The following is a 15446-nucleotide window of genomic DNA, read 5'->3' as shown; positions in this document are numbered from 1 at the left end:
AGATCGGTGACCTACATCATCGCCGAGCCGTGCGTGGATGTGCTCGACAAGGCATGCATCGAGGAGTGCCCGGTCGACTGCATCTACGAGGGCAACCGGATGCTCTACATCCACCCCGACGAGTGCGTCGACTGTGGTGCCTGTGAGCCCGTGTGCCCGGTCGAGGCGATCTTCTACGAGGACGACGTCCCGGAGCAGTGGAAGGACTACACCGCGGCCAACTACGAGTTCTTCGAGGACCTGGGCTCGCCCGGTGGCGCCTCGAAGATCGGCAAGGTGGAGAAGGACGCGACCTTCGTCGCCGCCCAGCCGCCGCGCGGAGAGGGCCACTGAACCGGCCCGCGCCGGTCTCGGCTCGGCTGCCCGAGTTCACCTGGGACGCCCTGGACGCCGCGGCCGCCCTGGCCGCGGCGCACCCGGACGGTCTGATCAATCTCTCCATGGGCACGCCGGTCGACCCGGTGCCCCCGGTGATCCGGCAGGCGCTGGCCGACGCGTCGGACGCCCCCGGCTACCCGCTGACCGCCGGCATGCCCGCGCTGCGGGACGCGATCGCGGCCTGGGTGGCGCGGGCCTGCGGGGCGGGCGTGGACGGCCTCGGCGTGCTGCCGACGGTCGGCTCCAAGGAGCTGGTCGCCTGGCTGCCGACGCTGCTCGGGATCGGGCCGGGCGACGTGGTCGTGGTGCCCAGGATCGCCTACCCGACCTACGAGGACGGCGGCCGGCTCGCCGGGGCCACCGTCGTCCGGGCCGACTCGCTGACCGCCGTCGGCCCGACCCCCCGCGTCCGCCTGGTCTGGCTGAACTCACCGGGCAACCCGACCGGCCGGGTGCTGCCCGCCCCGCACCTGCGGAAGGTGGTCGACTGGGCCCGCGAGCGTGGGGCGGTCGTCGCCAGCGACGAGTGCTACCTGCCGTTGGGCTGGGAGGCCGAGCCGGTCTCGGTGCTGTCACCCGAGGTCTGCGGCGGGTCGTACGAGGGGGTGCTCGCGGTGCACTCGCTCTCCAAGCGCTCCAACCTCGCCGGCTACCGGGCCGGGTTCGTGGCCGGCGACCCCGCCCTGGTCGCCGAGCTGCTCAAGGTGCGCAAGCATGCCGGGATGATCGTGCCCGCGCCGGTGCAGGCCGCCATGGTCGCCGCCCTGCGGGACGAGCGGCACGCCGACGAGCAGCGGGACCACTACCGGGCCCGGCGTGCCGTGCTGCACGCGGCGTTCACCGGCGCCGGGTTCACCGTCGAGCACTCGGAGGCGGGCCTCTACCTGTGGCTCACCCGCGACGAGGACTGCTGGGCGACGGTCGACTGGCTGGCCCGGCGGGGCATCCTGGTCGCGGCCGGCGCCTTCTACGGGCCGGCCGGCGCCCGGCACGTCCGCGCGGCGCTGACCGAGTCCGACGAGCACATCGCGGCGGTCGCCGGCCGGCTGGCCGCCTGACCGCCGCCGACCGGGGACGCCGAGGTACGCGATGGGGGTCAGGGCCGGCGCGGCACTGCGGGCGGCGGTGGTCGGCACCGGCCTGATCGGCGGTTCGGTGCTCCTGCGGCTGCACGAGGCCGGCGTCGACGTCGCCGGTTGGGACCCGGATCCGGCCACCCGGGCGGACGCACGCGGCCGGGGCCTCGCCGTCCCGGAGACGCTGGACGAGGCGGTCGCCGGGCGGGAGCTGGTGTTCTGCAGCGGGCCGCTGCCCACCCTGCCGGACACCCTGCTGCGGGTGGCCGCGGCCACCCCGGCCGACTGTGTCCTCACCGACGTGGGCAGCACCAAGGGTGCGCTGGCGGCCTTCGCGGAGCAGCACGCACTGCTCGACCGCTTCGTGCCCGGCCACCCGATGGCCGGCGCCGAGTCCGCCGGGTTCGCCGCCGCCACGCCCACCCTGCTCGACTCCGCCGCGTGGGTGCTCTGTCCGGCACCCGGCACCGGGACGCCCGCCTTCCGCCGGCTCACCGGGCTGCTCGTGGAGCTGTTCGGAGCGCGTGTCGTACCGATGACCCCGGCCGAACACGACACCGCCGTGGCGCTGGCCTCGCACGTGCCGCACCTGCTCGCCGGCGCGCTGGCCGGGGCGGCGGACCGGGATCCGCTGCGCGACGCGGTGCTCGCCCTGGCGGCCGGCAGCTTCCGCGACGGCACCCGGGTCGCCGCCACCCCGGCGGCGCGGACCGCCAACATGCTGCTCGGCAACCGGGACCGGGTGCTGCGCGAACTGGCCGGTGTGACGGCGTACCTGAACGACCTGGTCGACGCGCTGCGGGCCGGCGACGCCGACCGGCTCACGGCGCTGCACGCGGCGGCGGGCGCCGCCCGCGACCTGGTGTCCCGCCGCGCGTACCGCACCCGCGTCCGGGACTTTCCGGCCGGCGGCGACCACGCCGAGGAGGTGGCCTGGCTGCGGGCGGTCGGCGCGGCCGGCGGGCACCTGGGCGGCTGTCACGTCCGGGAGGAGCGGGTCTCCTACACCGCTCACCTCCCGACGCCGTCCGGAGCGTGAGGGGCCGCGAGCGCGGTTAGGGTGAGGGCATGGTGGACGGGCCGGTCGTGGCGGTGCGCGGCGAGGCGTACCGGGAGGTCCCGCCCGAGCTGGCCCAGTTCGCGGTGACCGCGACGGCCCGCGACCGGGACCGGGAGACCACGCTGAGCCGGTTGGCCGAGCGGGCCGCCGCCGTCCGGGTGCTCCTCGACGGGTACGGCCCGATGATCGTGCGGCGGGAGACCGGCGAGCTGCGCGTCCGGCCGGAGACCCGGCGCTCCGGGGAACGGATCGTCGCGTATCACGGCAGCGTGAGCACCACCGTCACGGTCGGCGACTTCGACCCGCTGGGCGAGCTGATGCTCCGCCTCGCCGACCAGGACCAGGTCGAGGTGTCGGGGCCGTGGTGGTCGCTGCGCCCGGACAGCCCGGTGCACCGCGAGGCCCGGCACGCCGCGATCGCCGACGCGCTGCAGCGTGCCCGCGAGTACGCGGAGGCGCTCGGCGCCCGGATCACCGCGCTGGTCGAGCTGGCCGACGCCGACACCGACCGGCCGATGCTGGCCCGGATGGCGTACGCGGCCGAGGCCGGCGGGGCACCCGAGCTGGAGCTGGAGCCGCGGCAGCAGACCGTGCAGGCGGCGGTGCACGCGCGGTTCACGATCAGCGAGCCGGTCCTCGACTGATGGCGACGGCCCGGGTCGTACCCGTCGACGAGCTGGTGGCGCGCGCCCGCGCGCTCGCCGAGGCCGGCCCGCGCCAGCTGCTGGGCATCGCCGGCGCTCCCGGCGCGGGCAAGTCGACGCTGGCCGAGCAGGTCGTCGCCGCGGTCGGCCCGGCCGCCCGGCTGGTGCCGATGGACGGCTTCCACCTGGCGCAGGCCGAGCTGGTCCGGCTGGGTCGGGCGGCGCGCAAGGGCGCCGCGGACACCTTCGACGCCAACGGGTACGTCTCGCTGCTGCGCCGGCTGAAGCGCCTGGAACCCACCTCGGTGTACGCGCCGGAGTTCCGCCGCGACCTGGAGGAGCCGGTGGCCGGCGCGATCGAGGTGCCGCCGGAGGTGCGGCTGGTGGTCACCGAGGGCAACTACCTGCTGGTGTCGCAGTTCCCGTGGGAGGAGATCCGGGCGCTGCTGCACGAGGCGTGGTTCCTGGACCTGGACGCGGAGCTGCGGCTGCGCCGGCTCACCGCCCGGCACGAGGCGTACGGGCGCTCGCCCGAGGAGGCCCGGGCCTGGGCGCAGGGCACGGACGAGGTGAACGCCGGCCTGGTCGCCGGCACGGCGTCCCGGGCCGACCTGGTGGTCCGCCTCGCCGAGCCGCCGCCCGCCTAGCGCGTCACGCGAGCTGGCGGACCACCCGGGCGGGGTTGCCGAGCGCGACGACGTTCGGCGGTAGGTCCTTCGTGACCACCGCGCCGGCGCCGACCACCGTGTTCGCGCCGACGGTGACGCCGGCCAGCACGATCGCCCCGCCGCCCAGCCACACGTTGTCGCCGATGACGATCGGCCGGGCCGCCTCCCACTTGTCGCGGCGCGGGTCCGGCTCGACGGGGTGGGTGGGGGTGAGCAGCTGCACGTTCGGCCCGACCTGGACGTCGGCGCCGATCGTGATCGGGGCGACGTCGAGGAAGACCGCGTTGTAGTTGACGAAGCTGCGCGGCCCGATGGTGATCCGCGACCCGTAGTCGACGTGGAGCGGCGGCCGGACGTACGCGCCCTCCCCGACGTCGCCGAGCAGCTCCCGCAGCGCCACCTCCCGCTCCGGCCCGGCGTTGGGGGCGGCGTTGAACCGTTCCATCCGGGCGGCGGCGCGGTTCCGGTCGGCTTCGATCTCCGGGTCGTCGGCGAGGTAAAGCTCGCCGGCGAGCATGCGTTCCTTCATGGACGTCACCGGCTGATCATGCCGGACACCCGCTCGCAAATGTCGGCGGAACGTCATCTTCCGGACTATACATTGCATACCCGGTATGTAATTCTGATGACCGTCAATGCGACTCCCGTAGATAAACGCTCAACGAGGAGGATCCGTTGCACAGAAGAAGAAAAACGGTCGTCATCGGCCTCGTGCTCGCGCTGGCGGTGACCACGCCGGCCGCCGCCTCCGCCGCGCCCCCGGCCGGCGCCGCACCGGCCACCACGGCCACCACGGCCATCACGGCCACCACGCCGGCTGCCGGCAGATCGCACACGCTCACCCTGATCACCGGGGACCGGGTGACCGTGACCGCCGCCGGCAAGGCCGCGGTGCGCCCCGGCCCGGACCGGGAGGACCTGCGTTTCCAGGTGCGCCGGGAGCGTGGTCACCTGTCCGTCGTGCCGCAGGACGCGGTCCCGCTGATCCAGGCCGGCCGGGTCGACCGCCGGCTCTTCGACGTCACCGGGCTGATCGCCGCCGGCTACGACGACGCCCGCCGCGACAGCCTGCCACTGCTCGTGTCGTACGCGGACTCCCCGGCCCGGCGCGCCACCGCCGCACCCGCCGGCACGCGCTTGACCCGCGACCTGCCCGCGATCAACGGCGCCGCCCTGACGGCCGGCAAGTCCGACGCGGGTGCGGTGTGGTCCGCACTCGGGGCCGGTGGCGCCGGTGCCCGGCTCGGCGCGGCGGGGGGCGTCGAGCGACTGTGGCTCGACGGCCGTCGCACCGTCACCCTCGACCACAGCGTCGGCCAGATCGGTGCCCCGACCGCCTGGTCGGCCGGCCTCACCGGCGAGGGCGTGACCGTGGCGGTGCTGGACACCGGGGTCGACGCCACCCACCCCGACCTGGCCGGCAGGGTGGGCGAGGCGCGCAACTTCACCGAGACGCCCGACGCCCGGGACACCATCGGGCACGGCACCCACGTCGCCTCGACCATCGCCGGCAACGGCGCCGCGTCGGGCGGCCGGTACAAGGGGGTCGCGCCCGACGCGACGCTGCTCGACGGCAAGGTCTGCGAGGACTTTGGCTGCACGGAGTCGGCGATCCTGGCCGGCATGCAGTGGGCTGCCGTCGACAAGCGGGCCGATGTGATCAACATGAGCCTCGGCGGTTGGGACAGCCCCGAGGTCGACCCACTGGAGGAAGCGGTCGGCACGCTGACCGCGCAGACCGGAGCGCTCTTCGTGATCGCCGCCGGCAACGACGCCATGGACGGCTCGGTGGGCTCCCCGGCCAGCGCGGACGCCGCGCTGGCCGTCGGCGCGGTCGACCGGAACGACGACCTCGCCGACTTCAGCAGCCGCGGTCCCCGGGTCGGTGACGACGCGCTGAAGCCCGACATCACCGCCCCCGGGGTGGACATCGTCGCCGCCCGGTCCGCACACGGCCTGATCGGCGACCCGGTGGGGGACCGGTACGTCACCGCCTCCGGCACCTCGATGGCCACTCCGCACGTGGCCGGCGCGGCGGCGCTGCTCGCCCAGCAGCACCCCGACTGGGCCGCCGGGCAGCTCAAGTCGACCCTGATGGCGTCCGCTCGGCCACACCCGGAGCAGACCGCGTACCAGCAGGGGGCCGGGCGGGTCGACCTGACCCGGGCGATCGGGCAGGCCGTGACCAGTGACCCGGTCAGCATCTCCTTCGGCCGGACCCTCTGGCCGCACGACGACGACGCGCCGGTCACCCGTACCGTCGCCTGGCACAACTCGGGATCCGACCCGGTCACCCTCGACCTCGCGGTCGAGGCGACCGGTCCCGGCGGCCGACCGGCGCCCGGCGGCATGCTCAGCCTCGGTGCCGACCGGGTCACCGTCCCGTCCGGCGGGCGCGTGGAGACCACCGTCACCGTGGACACCCGGCTGGGCGACGCCGACGGCTACTGGACCGGCCGGGTGGTGGCCCGCTCCGGCGACACGGTGGCGGTCACCCCGCTGGCCGTCAACCGCGAGGTGGAGAGCTACGACATCACCCTGACCCACCTCGGCCGGGCCGGGACGACGCCCGAGCACTGGTCGAGCACCTTCGTCGGGCTGGACGCGTACGTCGTCCGGGACGCCTTCGGCTCGGGCGGCACCGCCGAGGTGCGGCTGCCGAAGGGCCGGTACGGGCTGAACTCGCTGATCTACGAGCCGGGGCCGGACGGCGAACCGGGAGCGTTGACCATGCTGGCCGAGCCGGAACTCGTGGTCGACCGCGACGGCGCGCTCACCGTGGACGCGCGGACCGCCAAGCCGGTGCTCACCACCATTCCCAGGCGGGGGGCGGCTCCGGTGCTGATCGACGTCGGCGCGGTCTTCTACACCGACGACGGCGGAATCTTCGGCTTCGGAGTCTGGGCCGACACCTTCGACGGCCTCGCCGCCGGTCCGGTCACCGGCGGCCGCGTCTCCGCCGAGAAGTTCGTGGCCACCGTAAGCAGCCAGTGGGCCGACCTGGACGCGGCGTCCAGCCCGTACCTGTACGCGCTCAGCGAGGCGATCCCCGGCCGGATGCCCACCGGCTTCGTCCGGCACTACCAGGCCGGCGACCTCGCCACCGTGGTGCACCGGTTCCGGGGCGGCTACGAGGGAATGCTGGCGGAGCGCTTCGTCCTGCCCGAACTGGAGTACAACACCGGCGGCTCGGCGATCATCCTGCCCACCGCCGTGCCGGGCGAACGGGTGGAGCACTACAACACCAAGGGCGTGCGCTGGGAGTCCGAGATCGACTTCGGGGTGCTCGACCCGGAGGGTTGGCTGCTGCCGAAGGCCGCGCTCTTCTCCGTCCCGACCGCGTACCGGGCCGGCCGGACCGTTCACGAGGACTGGAACCGGGCCCCGTACGGGCCGTCCTTCCCGAGGCCACGCTGGCCGGAGCAGAGCGTCACCCGTTCGGGTGACACCCTCTACGTCGGCCTGCCGGTCTTCAGCGACGCCGCCGGTCACCCCGGCTACTCGCTGGCGGACACCGAGCGGACCCGGCTCTGGCGCAACGGGAAGCTGGTCGGCGAGTCCGGGTACGCCGGCTACGGCGAGTTCCCGGTGCCGCCGGCCGCGGCGGACTACCGGCTCACCGTCGAGGCGACCCGGAGCTTCACCGACCTGAGCACCGAGGTTGAGTCCACCTGGACCTTCCGGTCCAGGCACATGCCCGGCGAGGACTTCGTCCGGCTGCCGCTGTCGTCGATCCGGTTCGCCCCGCCGCTGACCGCCGACAACAGCGCCCGGGCCGGCAAGTTGCTGCCGATCCCGGTCGAGGTGCGGCGCCAGCCCGGTGCGGGCACCGCGACCGTCGCGAAGCTGACCGTCGACGCCTCGTACGACGGCGGGAAGACGTGGCGGAAGGCGACAGTGCTCCGTGCCGGGAGCGGCTGGGTCGCCCTGGTCCGGCACCCCGACGCCGCCGGGTACGTGTCCCTGCGGGCAAGCGCCCGGGACACCGACGGCAACACGGTGACCACACGCATCAGCCAGGCGTACCGCCTGAAGTGAGCCGTCCCGGCGGGTCCGCGATCGTCCCGCGGGCCCGCCGGGCGGCCGGTCAGTCGTTGGCGTGCAGCGCGGCGTTCAGCTCGATGCCGCGGCCGGTCCGCGGCCTCGCCTCGAGCGCGCCGGTCACCGAGTTGCGCCAGAACAGCAGGCCGTCGACGCCGGACAGCTCGCGGGCCTTCACCACCCGGCCGTCCGGCAGGGTGATCTTGGAGGCGGCGGTGACGTAGCAGCCCGCCTCCACCACACAGTCGTCGCCGAGCGAGATCCCCACGCCCGCGTTGGCGCCGATCAGGCTCCGCTCGCCGATGCGGACCTTCTCGGTGCCGCCGCCGGAGAGGGTGCCCATGATCGAGGCGCCGCCGCCGATGTCGGAGCCGTCGCCGACCACCACGCCCTGCACGATCCGCCCCTCGACCATCGAGGCGCCGAGCGTGCCGCCGTTGAAGTTGACGAAGCCCTCGTGCATCACGGTCGTGCCGGAGGCGAGGTGGGCGCCGAGCCGGACCCGGTCCGCGTCCGCGATCCGTACTCCGGACGGGACAACGTAGTCGGTCATCCGGGGGAACTTGTCCACCCCGTACACCGCGAGGTGCCGGCCGGCGGCCCGCTCGATGACGCGCAGCTCGTCGACCCGCTCCGGGGGGCAGGGCCCGGCCGAGGTCCAGGCGACGTTGGCCAGCTTGCCGAAGACGCCGTCCAGGTTGAGCTCGTTGGGCCGGACCAGGCGGTGGGAGAGCAGGTGCAACCGCAGGTACGCGTCCGCGGCGTCCTTGATCGGGTCCTCCAGCGAGCCGATCACCGTGACCACCTGGACGGTACGCAGACCCGGCAGCGCCCGGTCGCCGACCGCTCCCGGCGGCAGGTCGAGGACGTCCGCCTCGTCCTCGCCGGGGACCAGCGGCAGCTCGCCGAGGCCCAGCTTGCCGGTCGGGTACCAGGTGTCGAGCACCTGATCGTCAGTGGTCACGGTGGCCAGGCCGATGCCCCAGGCAGACTGCGCGGTCGTCACGTCTGTCCACGGTACCGTGCGGATTATGGAAAACCCGCTGACCCCCGAGGTCCTCGCCGATCCGGTGGCGCTGACCCGCGCCCTGGTCGACATCGAGTCGGTCTCCCTGGACGAGAAGGCGATCGCCGACTGCGTCGAGGAGGTGCTGCGCGAGGTGCCGCACCTGAGCACCTACCGGCACGGCAACACGGTGATGGCCCGCACGGACCTGGGCCGGGCGCAGCGGGTGGTGCTCGCCGGGCACCTCGACACGGTCCCGCTCAACAACAACTTCCCGTCCACCGTGCGCGGTGACCTCATGTACGGCTGCGGCACCTCCGACATGAAGAGCGGGGTGGCGTACGCGCTGCACCTCGCGGTGACCCTGCCCGAGCCGCGGTACGACGTGACGTACTTCTTCTACGAGGCGGAGGAGATCGAGTCGAAGTACAACGGCCTCTTCCTGGTCTCCGAGGCGCACCCGGAGTGGCTCCGGGCCGACTTCGCGCTGCTGCTGGAGCCCACGTACGGCATCGTCGAGGCGGGCTGCCAGGGCACGCTGCGGGCGACGGTCGCCACCACCGGTGTCCGCGCCCACTCGGCGCGCTCCTGGCACGGGGTCAACGCGATCCACGCCGCCGGTGAGGTGCTGCGCCGCCTCCAGGCGTACGAGGCCCGCCGGGTGACCATCGACGGCTGCGACTACCGCGAGGGCATGAACGCGGTCCGGATCCGCGGCGGGGTGGCCGGCAACGTGGTGCCGGACCGGTGCGAGGTCGAGGTCAACTACCGCTTCGCGCCGGACCGTACGCCGGAGCAGGCCGAGGCGCACGTGCGCGAGGTGTTCGACGGCTTCGAGGTGACGGTCACCGACTCGGCGGCCGGCGCGGCGCCGGGCCTGGAGGCGGCGCCGGCGAAGGAGTTCCTGGCGGCGGTGGGTGCGGCGCCCATCGGCAAGCTGGGCTGGACGGACGTGGCCCGGTTCGCGGCGCTGGGCATCCCGGCGCTGAACTTCGGCCCCGGCGACCCCAACCTCGCCCACCACCCGGACGAGCACGTCGAGATCAGCAAGATCCGCGACGGCGCGGCCGTGCTGCACCGGTGGCTCTCCGCGGCCTGATCCGGTGCGCTCCCGCCGGTCGGGAGGTCGGCCCCCGACCCTCCCGGCCGGCGGGGAACGCGCGGGTCAGGCCGTCCGGGTCAGCGCCGAATCGCCGGCGGTGGGCTCCGCCGGGTCGCCGGTCACGTCCGTGGTGGACGGCTCCATCAGGCGGGCGCGGCGGCGCTCGGCCACCACGTCCCGGATCCGCCGCTGCATCTGGCGGCGGATCCGCATCTTCTCGCTGTTGCTGATCACGCTGGCTCCTCCCCCGAAGGCGCGCGCCGGGGCATACCCGGTATGTGAATAGTAAGACGTACGGGCGAGCGAAATAGTTGCCCGCCGCGGCGAGGAATTTCCCGGGCCGCTCGCCCTGCGCCGCACCCGGGTGCGTCTCCACTACGGTTGCTCCCATGAGCGAGAGCAACGGGCGGCCGGGGGAGCGCGAGCCGTGGCGGGAGCGGCACCGCGGCCCGGTCACGCTGCGCCGCGGGGCGGTCACCAACAGCACCGCCGACCAGCGGCTGCTGGACTCCCGCCAGCGCAGTGACTGGAAGACCCGGGACGCCTGGCGGGCACTGCGGATCCTCTCCGAGTTCGTCGAGGGCTTCGACACCCTGTCCGACCTGCCGCCGGCGGTCAGCGTCTTCGGGTCGGCGCGGAGCCGTCCGGACAGCCCCGAGTGCCGGATGGCCGAGGCGCTGGGCGCCGCGCTGGCCCGGGCCGGCTACGCGGTCATCACCGGCGGCGGCCCGGGCGTGATGGAGGCGGCCAACCGGGGCGCCAGCGAGGCGGGCGGGCTCTCCGTCGGCCTCGGCATCGAGCTCCCCTTCGAGCAGGGTCTGAACGACTGGGTCGACCTGGCCATCGACTTCCGCTACTTCTTCGCCCGCAAGACCATGTTCGTCAAGTACGCCCAGGCCTTCGTGGTGCTCCCCGGCGGCTTCGGCACGATGGACGAGCTGTTCGAGGCGCTCACCCTGGTGCAGACCGGCAAGGTGACCCGCTTCCCGGTGGTGCTGATGGGCCTCGACTACTGGCGCGGGCTGCTCGACTGGCTGCGCGACACGATGGCGGCCGACGGCAAGATCGGGGCGGTCGACCTGGAGCTGATCTGCGTCACCGACGACATCAACGCGGCCGTACGGCACATCGTCGAGGCCGAGGCGGTGCTCTCCGCCGAGCAGGAGTCGGTCCGCGAGGAGGCGGTCGCCCGGGCCGCGGCCGATCAGCAGGCCGCCGCCGACGAGGGGGGCCGGGACTGACCGTGGCGGCGATCTGCGTGTTCTGCGCCTCCTCCCGTACGCTCGACCAGCGCTGGCTGGACCTGGCAGCCGAGACCGGCGCGGCGATCGCCCGGCGTGGCCACACGCTGGTCAGCGGCGGCGGCAGCGTCGGGATGATGGGGGCGCTGGCCGACGGTGCGCGGGCCGCCGGTGGGCGCACGCTCGGCGTGATCCCGCAGTCCCTGGTCGACCTGGAGGTCGCCGACCTCGCCGCCGACGAACTGCTGGTCACCGAGTCGATGGCGGACCGCAAGACGCTCATGATCGACAAGTCGGACGCGTTCCTCACCCTGCCGGGCGGCCTCGGCACGCTGGACGAGCTGTTCGAGGTCTGGACCACCGCCACGCTGACCCTGCACAGCAAGCCGATGGTCATCGTGGACACGGACGGCTTCTACCGCCCCCTGCTCGACTGGCTCGGCGGCCTCGCCGGCCAGACCTTCCTGAAGCCGGCCGGCCTGGCGCTGCTCACGGTGGTGGACGCCGTCCCCGCCGCCCTCGACGTCCTCGAGGCGAGCCTCCACCCGGGCTGATCATGAAGTTGTCGGCGTCGGCCCCGGCGTGTCGCGCCGTCAACCTCACGATCGACGCGGGTTGGGTGGGTGGGTTGGTGCGGATGTGTCGGTCGGGTCTGGTGGGATGTGAGGATGCAGGCGTACCGGCTGGTGCGCCGGCCCGCCGATGCCGCCGACCGACGGGCCGGTGGGTGGGTGAGGGAGCGGGTCGACGATCCGCGGCAGGCGGAGGTGGTCGGGCACACCGACGGCCCGATGCTCGTGCTCGGCGGGCCCGGCACCGGCAAGACCGCCACCCTGGTCGAGGCGGTCGCCGCCCGGGTGGCCGAGGGGGTGGATCCGGAGCACGTCCTGGTGCTCACGTTCAGCCGCCGGCAGGCCACCGCCCTGCGGCAGCGGATCGAGGCCCGGATCGCCGGCGACGGTCACCGCGTGCTGCGGGAGCCGCTCGTGCGCACCTTCCCGGCGTACGCGTTCGGGCTGCTCCGGCGCGCCGCCGCCGAGCGCGGCGAACCGTCACCCCGGCTGCTCACCGGCCCCGAGCAGGATCTGATCATCCGCGAGCTGCTCGACCTCGTCGGCGAGGAGCCGGGCGACGATCCGGTCGGCTGGCCGGAGGACCTACGCCCGGCGCTGCGCACCCGGGCCTTCGCGGCCCAACTGCGGGACCTGCTGATGCGCGCCGGCGAGCGCGGCGTCGGCCCGGTGGAGCTGGCCCGGCTGGGTGAGAAGCTCGGCCGCGCCGACTGGCCGGCCGCCGCGCGGTTCCTCCGGGAGTACGTGGCGGTGCTCGCGCTGCGCGACGTCAGCAACCGCGGCTCGATCGCGTACGACCCGGCGGAGCTGGTCCGGGCCGCCACCGGCATGCTGCTCGACGACCCGGAGCTGCTGGCGGCGGAGCGGCGCCGGCTGGCGTACGTGTACGTCGACGAGTACGCCGACACCGACCCCGCCCAGCAGGACCTGCTGGCCACCGTGGCCGGCGGCGGCCGGACCCTGGTCGTCTTCGCCGACCCCGACTCGTCCACGTACGCCTTCCGGGGCGCCGACCCGGGCGGCGTGGTGGCGTTCCCGCACCGGTTCCGCACCGCCTCCGGGGCGCCCGCCGCCCAGGTCCTGCTGACCACGTCGTACCGGGCCGGCCCCCGGCTGCTGGCCGCCGACGCCCGGCTGGCCCGCCGGCTGCGCGGCCCGGCGGCGCACCGGCGGCTGCGACCGTTGCCCGGCGCGGCGCCCGGCGCGGTCGAGGTCCGCACGTTCCGCACCGCCACCAGCGAGGCGGCCTGGCTGGCGCACGCGCTGCGGGAGGCGCACCTGCTCGACGGTGTGCCCTGGTCGGAGATGGCCGTGCTGGTGCGGTCCACCGCGCGACAGCTCCCGTCCCTGCGCCGCGCCCTGCACGCCGCCGGGGTGCCGACCGTGGTCCACGGCGAGGACCTGCCGCTGCACCTGCAGCCGGCGGTCGCTCCGCTGCTGCTCCTGCTGCGCTGCGCGCTGGAGCCGGAGCGGCTCGACGAGGAGGCGGCGGTCGCCCTGCTGCACTCGCCGCTCGGCGGCGCCGACCCGCTGGCCGAGCGGCGGCTGCGCCAGGGGTTGCGGGTCATGGCGCTGGCCGCCGGCGATCGCCGCCCGTCCGGCGAGCTGATCGTCGAGGCGCTGCGCGACCCGACCGACCTGGCCGGCATCGACCGGCGGTGGGCGGAGCCGGCGCAGACGGTGGCCGGCCTGCTGGCCGTCGCCCGCGAGACGGCCGGGCGGCCGGGCGCGACCGCCGAGGAGGTGCTCTGGGCCGTCTGGCGGGCCAGCGGCCTCGCCGAGCTGTGGTCGGCGGCGCTGGCCCGGACCCCGGCGGCGACCGGCGAGGGGGATGTCGCCCGGCGCCGCCGCGCGGAGGCGGCCGACCGGGACCTGGACGCGGTGATGGTGCTGTTCGACGCCGCCGCCCGCTTCACCGACCGGCTGCCCGGCGCCCGCACCGAGGTCTTCCTCGACCACGTGCTCGGGCAGGACCTGCCGGCCGACACGCTCGCGCCGACCGCCGACCGGGGCGACGCGGTGCGGCTGCTCACCGCGCACGCGGCGAAGGGCCTCGAATGGGACCTGGTCGCGGTCGCCGGCGTGCAGGAGGGCGTCTGGCCGGACCTGCGGCTGCGCGGCAGCCTCCTCGGGTCCGAGCGCCTCGTCGACGTGCTGGCCGGCCGCTCGGCCGGCGCCGGCCGCCTCGCCACGGTGGTCGGCCAGACCTCCGCGCTGCTCGACGAGGAACGGCGGCTCTTCCACGTCGCGGTGACCCGGGCCCGCCGTCGGCTGCTGGTCAGCGCGGTCGCCAGCGCCGCGGTCGGCGGGGACGACCACGAGGAGCAGCCGAGCCGCTTCCTCTACGAGCTGGGCCCGACGGACCCGCCGGGCGGTGGCGCCGGCCCCGGGCCCGCCGGCCCGGATGGTGCTCCGTCCCCGCCCGCCGGCCCCGGGCCCGCCGGCCCGTCTCCGGCTCGGGACGCGCCGGACGGCGATGACGCGGCAGCCCGGCGAGCCGGTGACGGCGCCGCCCGGGCGCTGCCCGTCGACGAGCCTCCGGGGCGGGGGGAGGACGGCGACGGGCCGGCGGGGGACGGCGACCCGGGGTCCGACCGGGTGATCACGCTGCCGCTCAGCCGGCCGCCCCGGGCGCTCACCCTGGCGTCCCTGGTGGCCGAACTGCGTACCGCGGTCACCGACCCGGCCGCGCCCGCGGCCCGGCGGCACGCGGCGGCGGCCGAGCTGGCCCGCCTGGCCGCCGCCGGGGTGGCCGGCGCGCACCCGGACGACTGGTGGGGGCTGCGACCGCTCTCGGACGACCGGCCGCTGGTCGACGAGGGGGAGCCGGTCCGGGTCACCCCGTCGGCGATGGAGAGCGCCCTGCGGTGCAGCCTGCGCTGGCTGCTGGAACGCCACGGTGGAAGCGCGCCGGCCGGCACCGCCCAGGGCGTGGGCAACCTGGTGCACGCCGCCGCGATGCTGGCCGAGGACGCCAGCGCGGACCGGGGCGCCCTGCTGGACTACGTCGCGGCAAGGTTCGACGCGATCGAGCTGGCGGCCCGCTGGATGGCCGGGCCGGAGCGCGCCCGGGCCGAGGCCATGGTGGACAAGCTGCTGCGCTGGCTCGCCGCCAACCCGCGCCGGCTGCTCGCGATCGAGCACGAGTTCGCCGTCCGGCTGGACGACCCGCAGCGGCCGGTCGACCTGGTCGGCCGGGTGGACCGGCTGGAGGTGGACGCGGACGGCCGGCTCGTGGTGGTCGACCTGAAGACCGGCAAGTCCACCGCGGTCACCGCGGCGGATCTGGCGGAGCACCCGCAGCTGGGCGCGTACCAGGCGGCGGTCGAGGCCGGGGCGTTCGCCGAGTTCGGGGAGGAGCCCGGTGGCGCGGCGCTGGTGCAGCTCGGCACCGGCGCGAAGGACGCGAAGGAGCAGGCCCAGCCGCCGGCCGGCGAGGGCCCGGAGGCCGGCTGGGCGACGGCGCTGGTCCGGCGCACCGCCGATACGATGGCCGCCGCCACCTTCGCCGCGGTCGCCAACTCCAAGTGCCGGGTCTGCCCGGTGCGCACGAGCTGCCCGGTGTCCGGGCAGGGGCGCCAGGTCGTCGAACCGCCGACCAGGTCCCGGCCGGAGACCCGCGAGGAGTGAGCGTGCGAACCCCGCGAACCAGGACCAC

The 15446-nt window shown here is 75.2% G+C and carries 13 protein-coding genes; 10 read left to right on the top strand and 3 right to left on the bottom strand.

The genetic code is table 11. The features are described from left to right. The first annotated feature begins 6 nt into the window (after positions 1 to 6). The 5 genes from fdxA to EV376_RS00960 are packed head-to-tail and all read left to right on the top strand — an operon-like array spanning position 7 to position 3805. Complete coding sequence (gene fdxA, locus EV376_RS00980; protein ID WP_088992046.1) at positions 7 to 333, top strand: ferredoxin; 327 nt, start codon at positions 7 to 9, stop codon at positions 331 to 333. Continuing rightward, complete coding sequence (dapC, locus tag EV376_RS00975; protein ID WP_486482847.1) at positions 330 to 1436, top strand: succinyldiaminopimelate transaminase; 1107 nt, start codon at positions 330 to 332, stop codon at positions 1434 to 1436. Before fdxA ends, dapC begins: the two co-directional genes overlap by 4 nt. Before the next feature lie 31 nt (positions 1437 to 1467). Beyond that, entirely contained in the window at positions 1468 to 2493 is a 1026-nt protein-coding gene (locus EV376_RS00970; RefSeq protein WP_130320279.1) for a prephenate dehydrogenase/arogenate dehydrogenase family protein, read from the top strand. Positions 2494 to 2522: 29 nt separating this feature from the next. After that, positions 2523 to 3158 (top strand): SIMPL domain-containing protein, encoded by a 636-nt coding sequence (locus tag EV376_RS00965; protein ID WP_130320278.1) that lies wholly within the window; start codon positions 2523 to 2525, stop codon positions 3156 to 3158. Next, positions 3158 to 3805: a nucleoside/nucleotide kinase family protein gene (locus tag EV376_RS00960; protein WP_130320277.1), complete on the top strand. Its 648-nt coding sequence runs from the start codon at positions 3158 to 3160 to the stop codon at positions 3803 to 3805. Before EV376_RS00965 ends, EV376_RS00960 begins: the two co-directional genes overlap by 1 nt. Positions 3806 to 3809: 4 nt before the next feature. Here EV376_RS00960 and EV376_RS00955 read toward each other — a convergent pair whose 3' ends face one another. Then, positions 3810 to 4364: a sugar O-acetyltransferase gene (locus EV376_RS00955; RefSeq protein WP_486482485.1), complete on the bottom strand. Its 555-nt coding sequence runs from the start codon at positions 4362 to 4364 to the stop codon at positions 3810 to 3812. Positions 4365 to 4537: 173 nt separating this feature from the next. On the opposite strand from EV376_RS00955, the gene EV376_RS00950 reads away from it, so the two are divergent. Continuing rightward, on the top strand, positions 4538 to 7864 hold the full coding sequence (locus EV376_RS00950) for a S8 family serine peptidase (RefSeq protein WP_130328474.1): 3327 nt from the start codon (positions 4538 to 4540) through the stop codon (positions 7862 to 7864). 49 nt (positions 7865 to 7913) lie between these two features. Here EV376_RS00950 and dapD read toward each other — a convergent pair whose 3' ends face one another. Beyond that, positions 7914 to 8873, bottom strand: a complete 960-nt coding sequence (gene dapD / locus EV376_RS00945) for a 2,3,4,5-tetrahydropyridine-2,6-dicarboxylate N-succinyltransferase (protein ID WP_130320276.1) — start codon at positions 8871 to 8873, stop codon at positions 7914 to 7916. A 25-nt stretch (positions 8874 to 8898) separates the two neighbouring features. On the opposite strand from dapD, the gene dapE reads away from it, so the two are divergent. Continuing rightward, positions 8899 to 9972 carry a succinyl-diaminopimelate desuccinylase gene (gene dapE / locus EV376_RS00940; protein ID WP_130320275.1) on the top strand — a complete coding sequence of 358 codons (1074 nt, stop codon included), beginning with the start codon at positions 8899 to 8901 and terminating at the stop codon, positions 9970 to 9972. Between the two features lie 66 nt (positions 9973 to 10038). Here the strand turns inward: dapE and EV376_RS30025 are convergent, their stop codons facing one another. Further along, on the bottom strand, positions 10039 to 10209 hold the full coding sequence (locus EV376_RS30025; protein WP_165437931.1) for a hypothetical protein: 171 nt from the start codon (positions 10207 to 10209) through the stop codon (positions 10039 to 10041). Positions 10210 to 10364: 155 nt separating this feature from the next. Here EV376_RS30025 and EV376_RS00935 point away from each other — a divergent pair, with 155 nt between their 5' ends. The 3 genes from EV376_RS00935 to EV376_RS00925 all read left to right on the top strand — a co-directional run bounded on the left by EV376_RS00935 (position 10365) and on the right by EV376_RS00925 (position 15418). Next, positions 10365 to 11216 (top strand): LOG family protein, encoded by an 852-nt coding sequence (locus tag EV376_RS00935; protein WP_130320274.1) that lies wholly within the window; start codon positions 10365 to 10367, stop codon positions 11214 to 11216. Positions 11217 to 11218: 2 nt separating this feature from the next. Further along, positions 11219 to 11770 (top strand): TIGR00730 family Rossman fold protein, encoded by a 552-nt coding sequence (locus EV376_RS00930; protein ID WP_130320273.1) that lies wholly within the window; start codon positions 11219 to 11221, stop codon positions 11768 to 11770. Between the two features lie 114 nt (positions 11771 to 11884). Continuing rightward, positions 11885 to 15418 (top strand): ATP-dependent DNA helicase, encoded by a 3534-nt coding sequence (locus EV376_RS00925; protein ID WP_130320272.1) that lies wholly within the window; start codon positions 11885 to 11887, stop codon positions 15416 to 15418. Positions 15419 to 15446: the final 28 nt, after the last annotated feature.

Source organism: Micromonospora sp. CNZ295, assembly GCF_004217535.1.
This window is presented reverse-complemented; position numbering and strand designations above follow the sequence as displayed.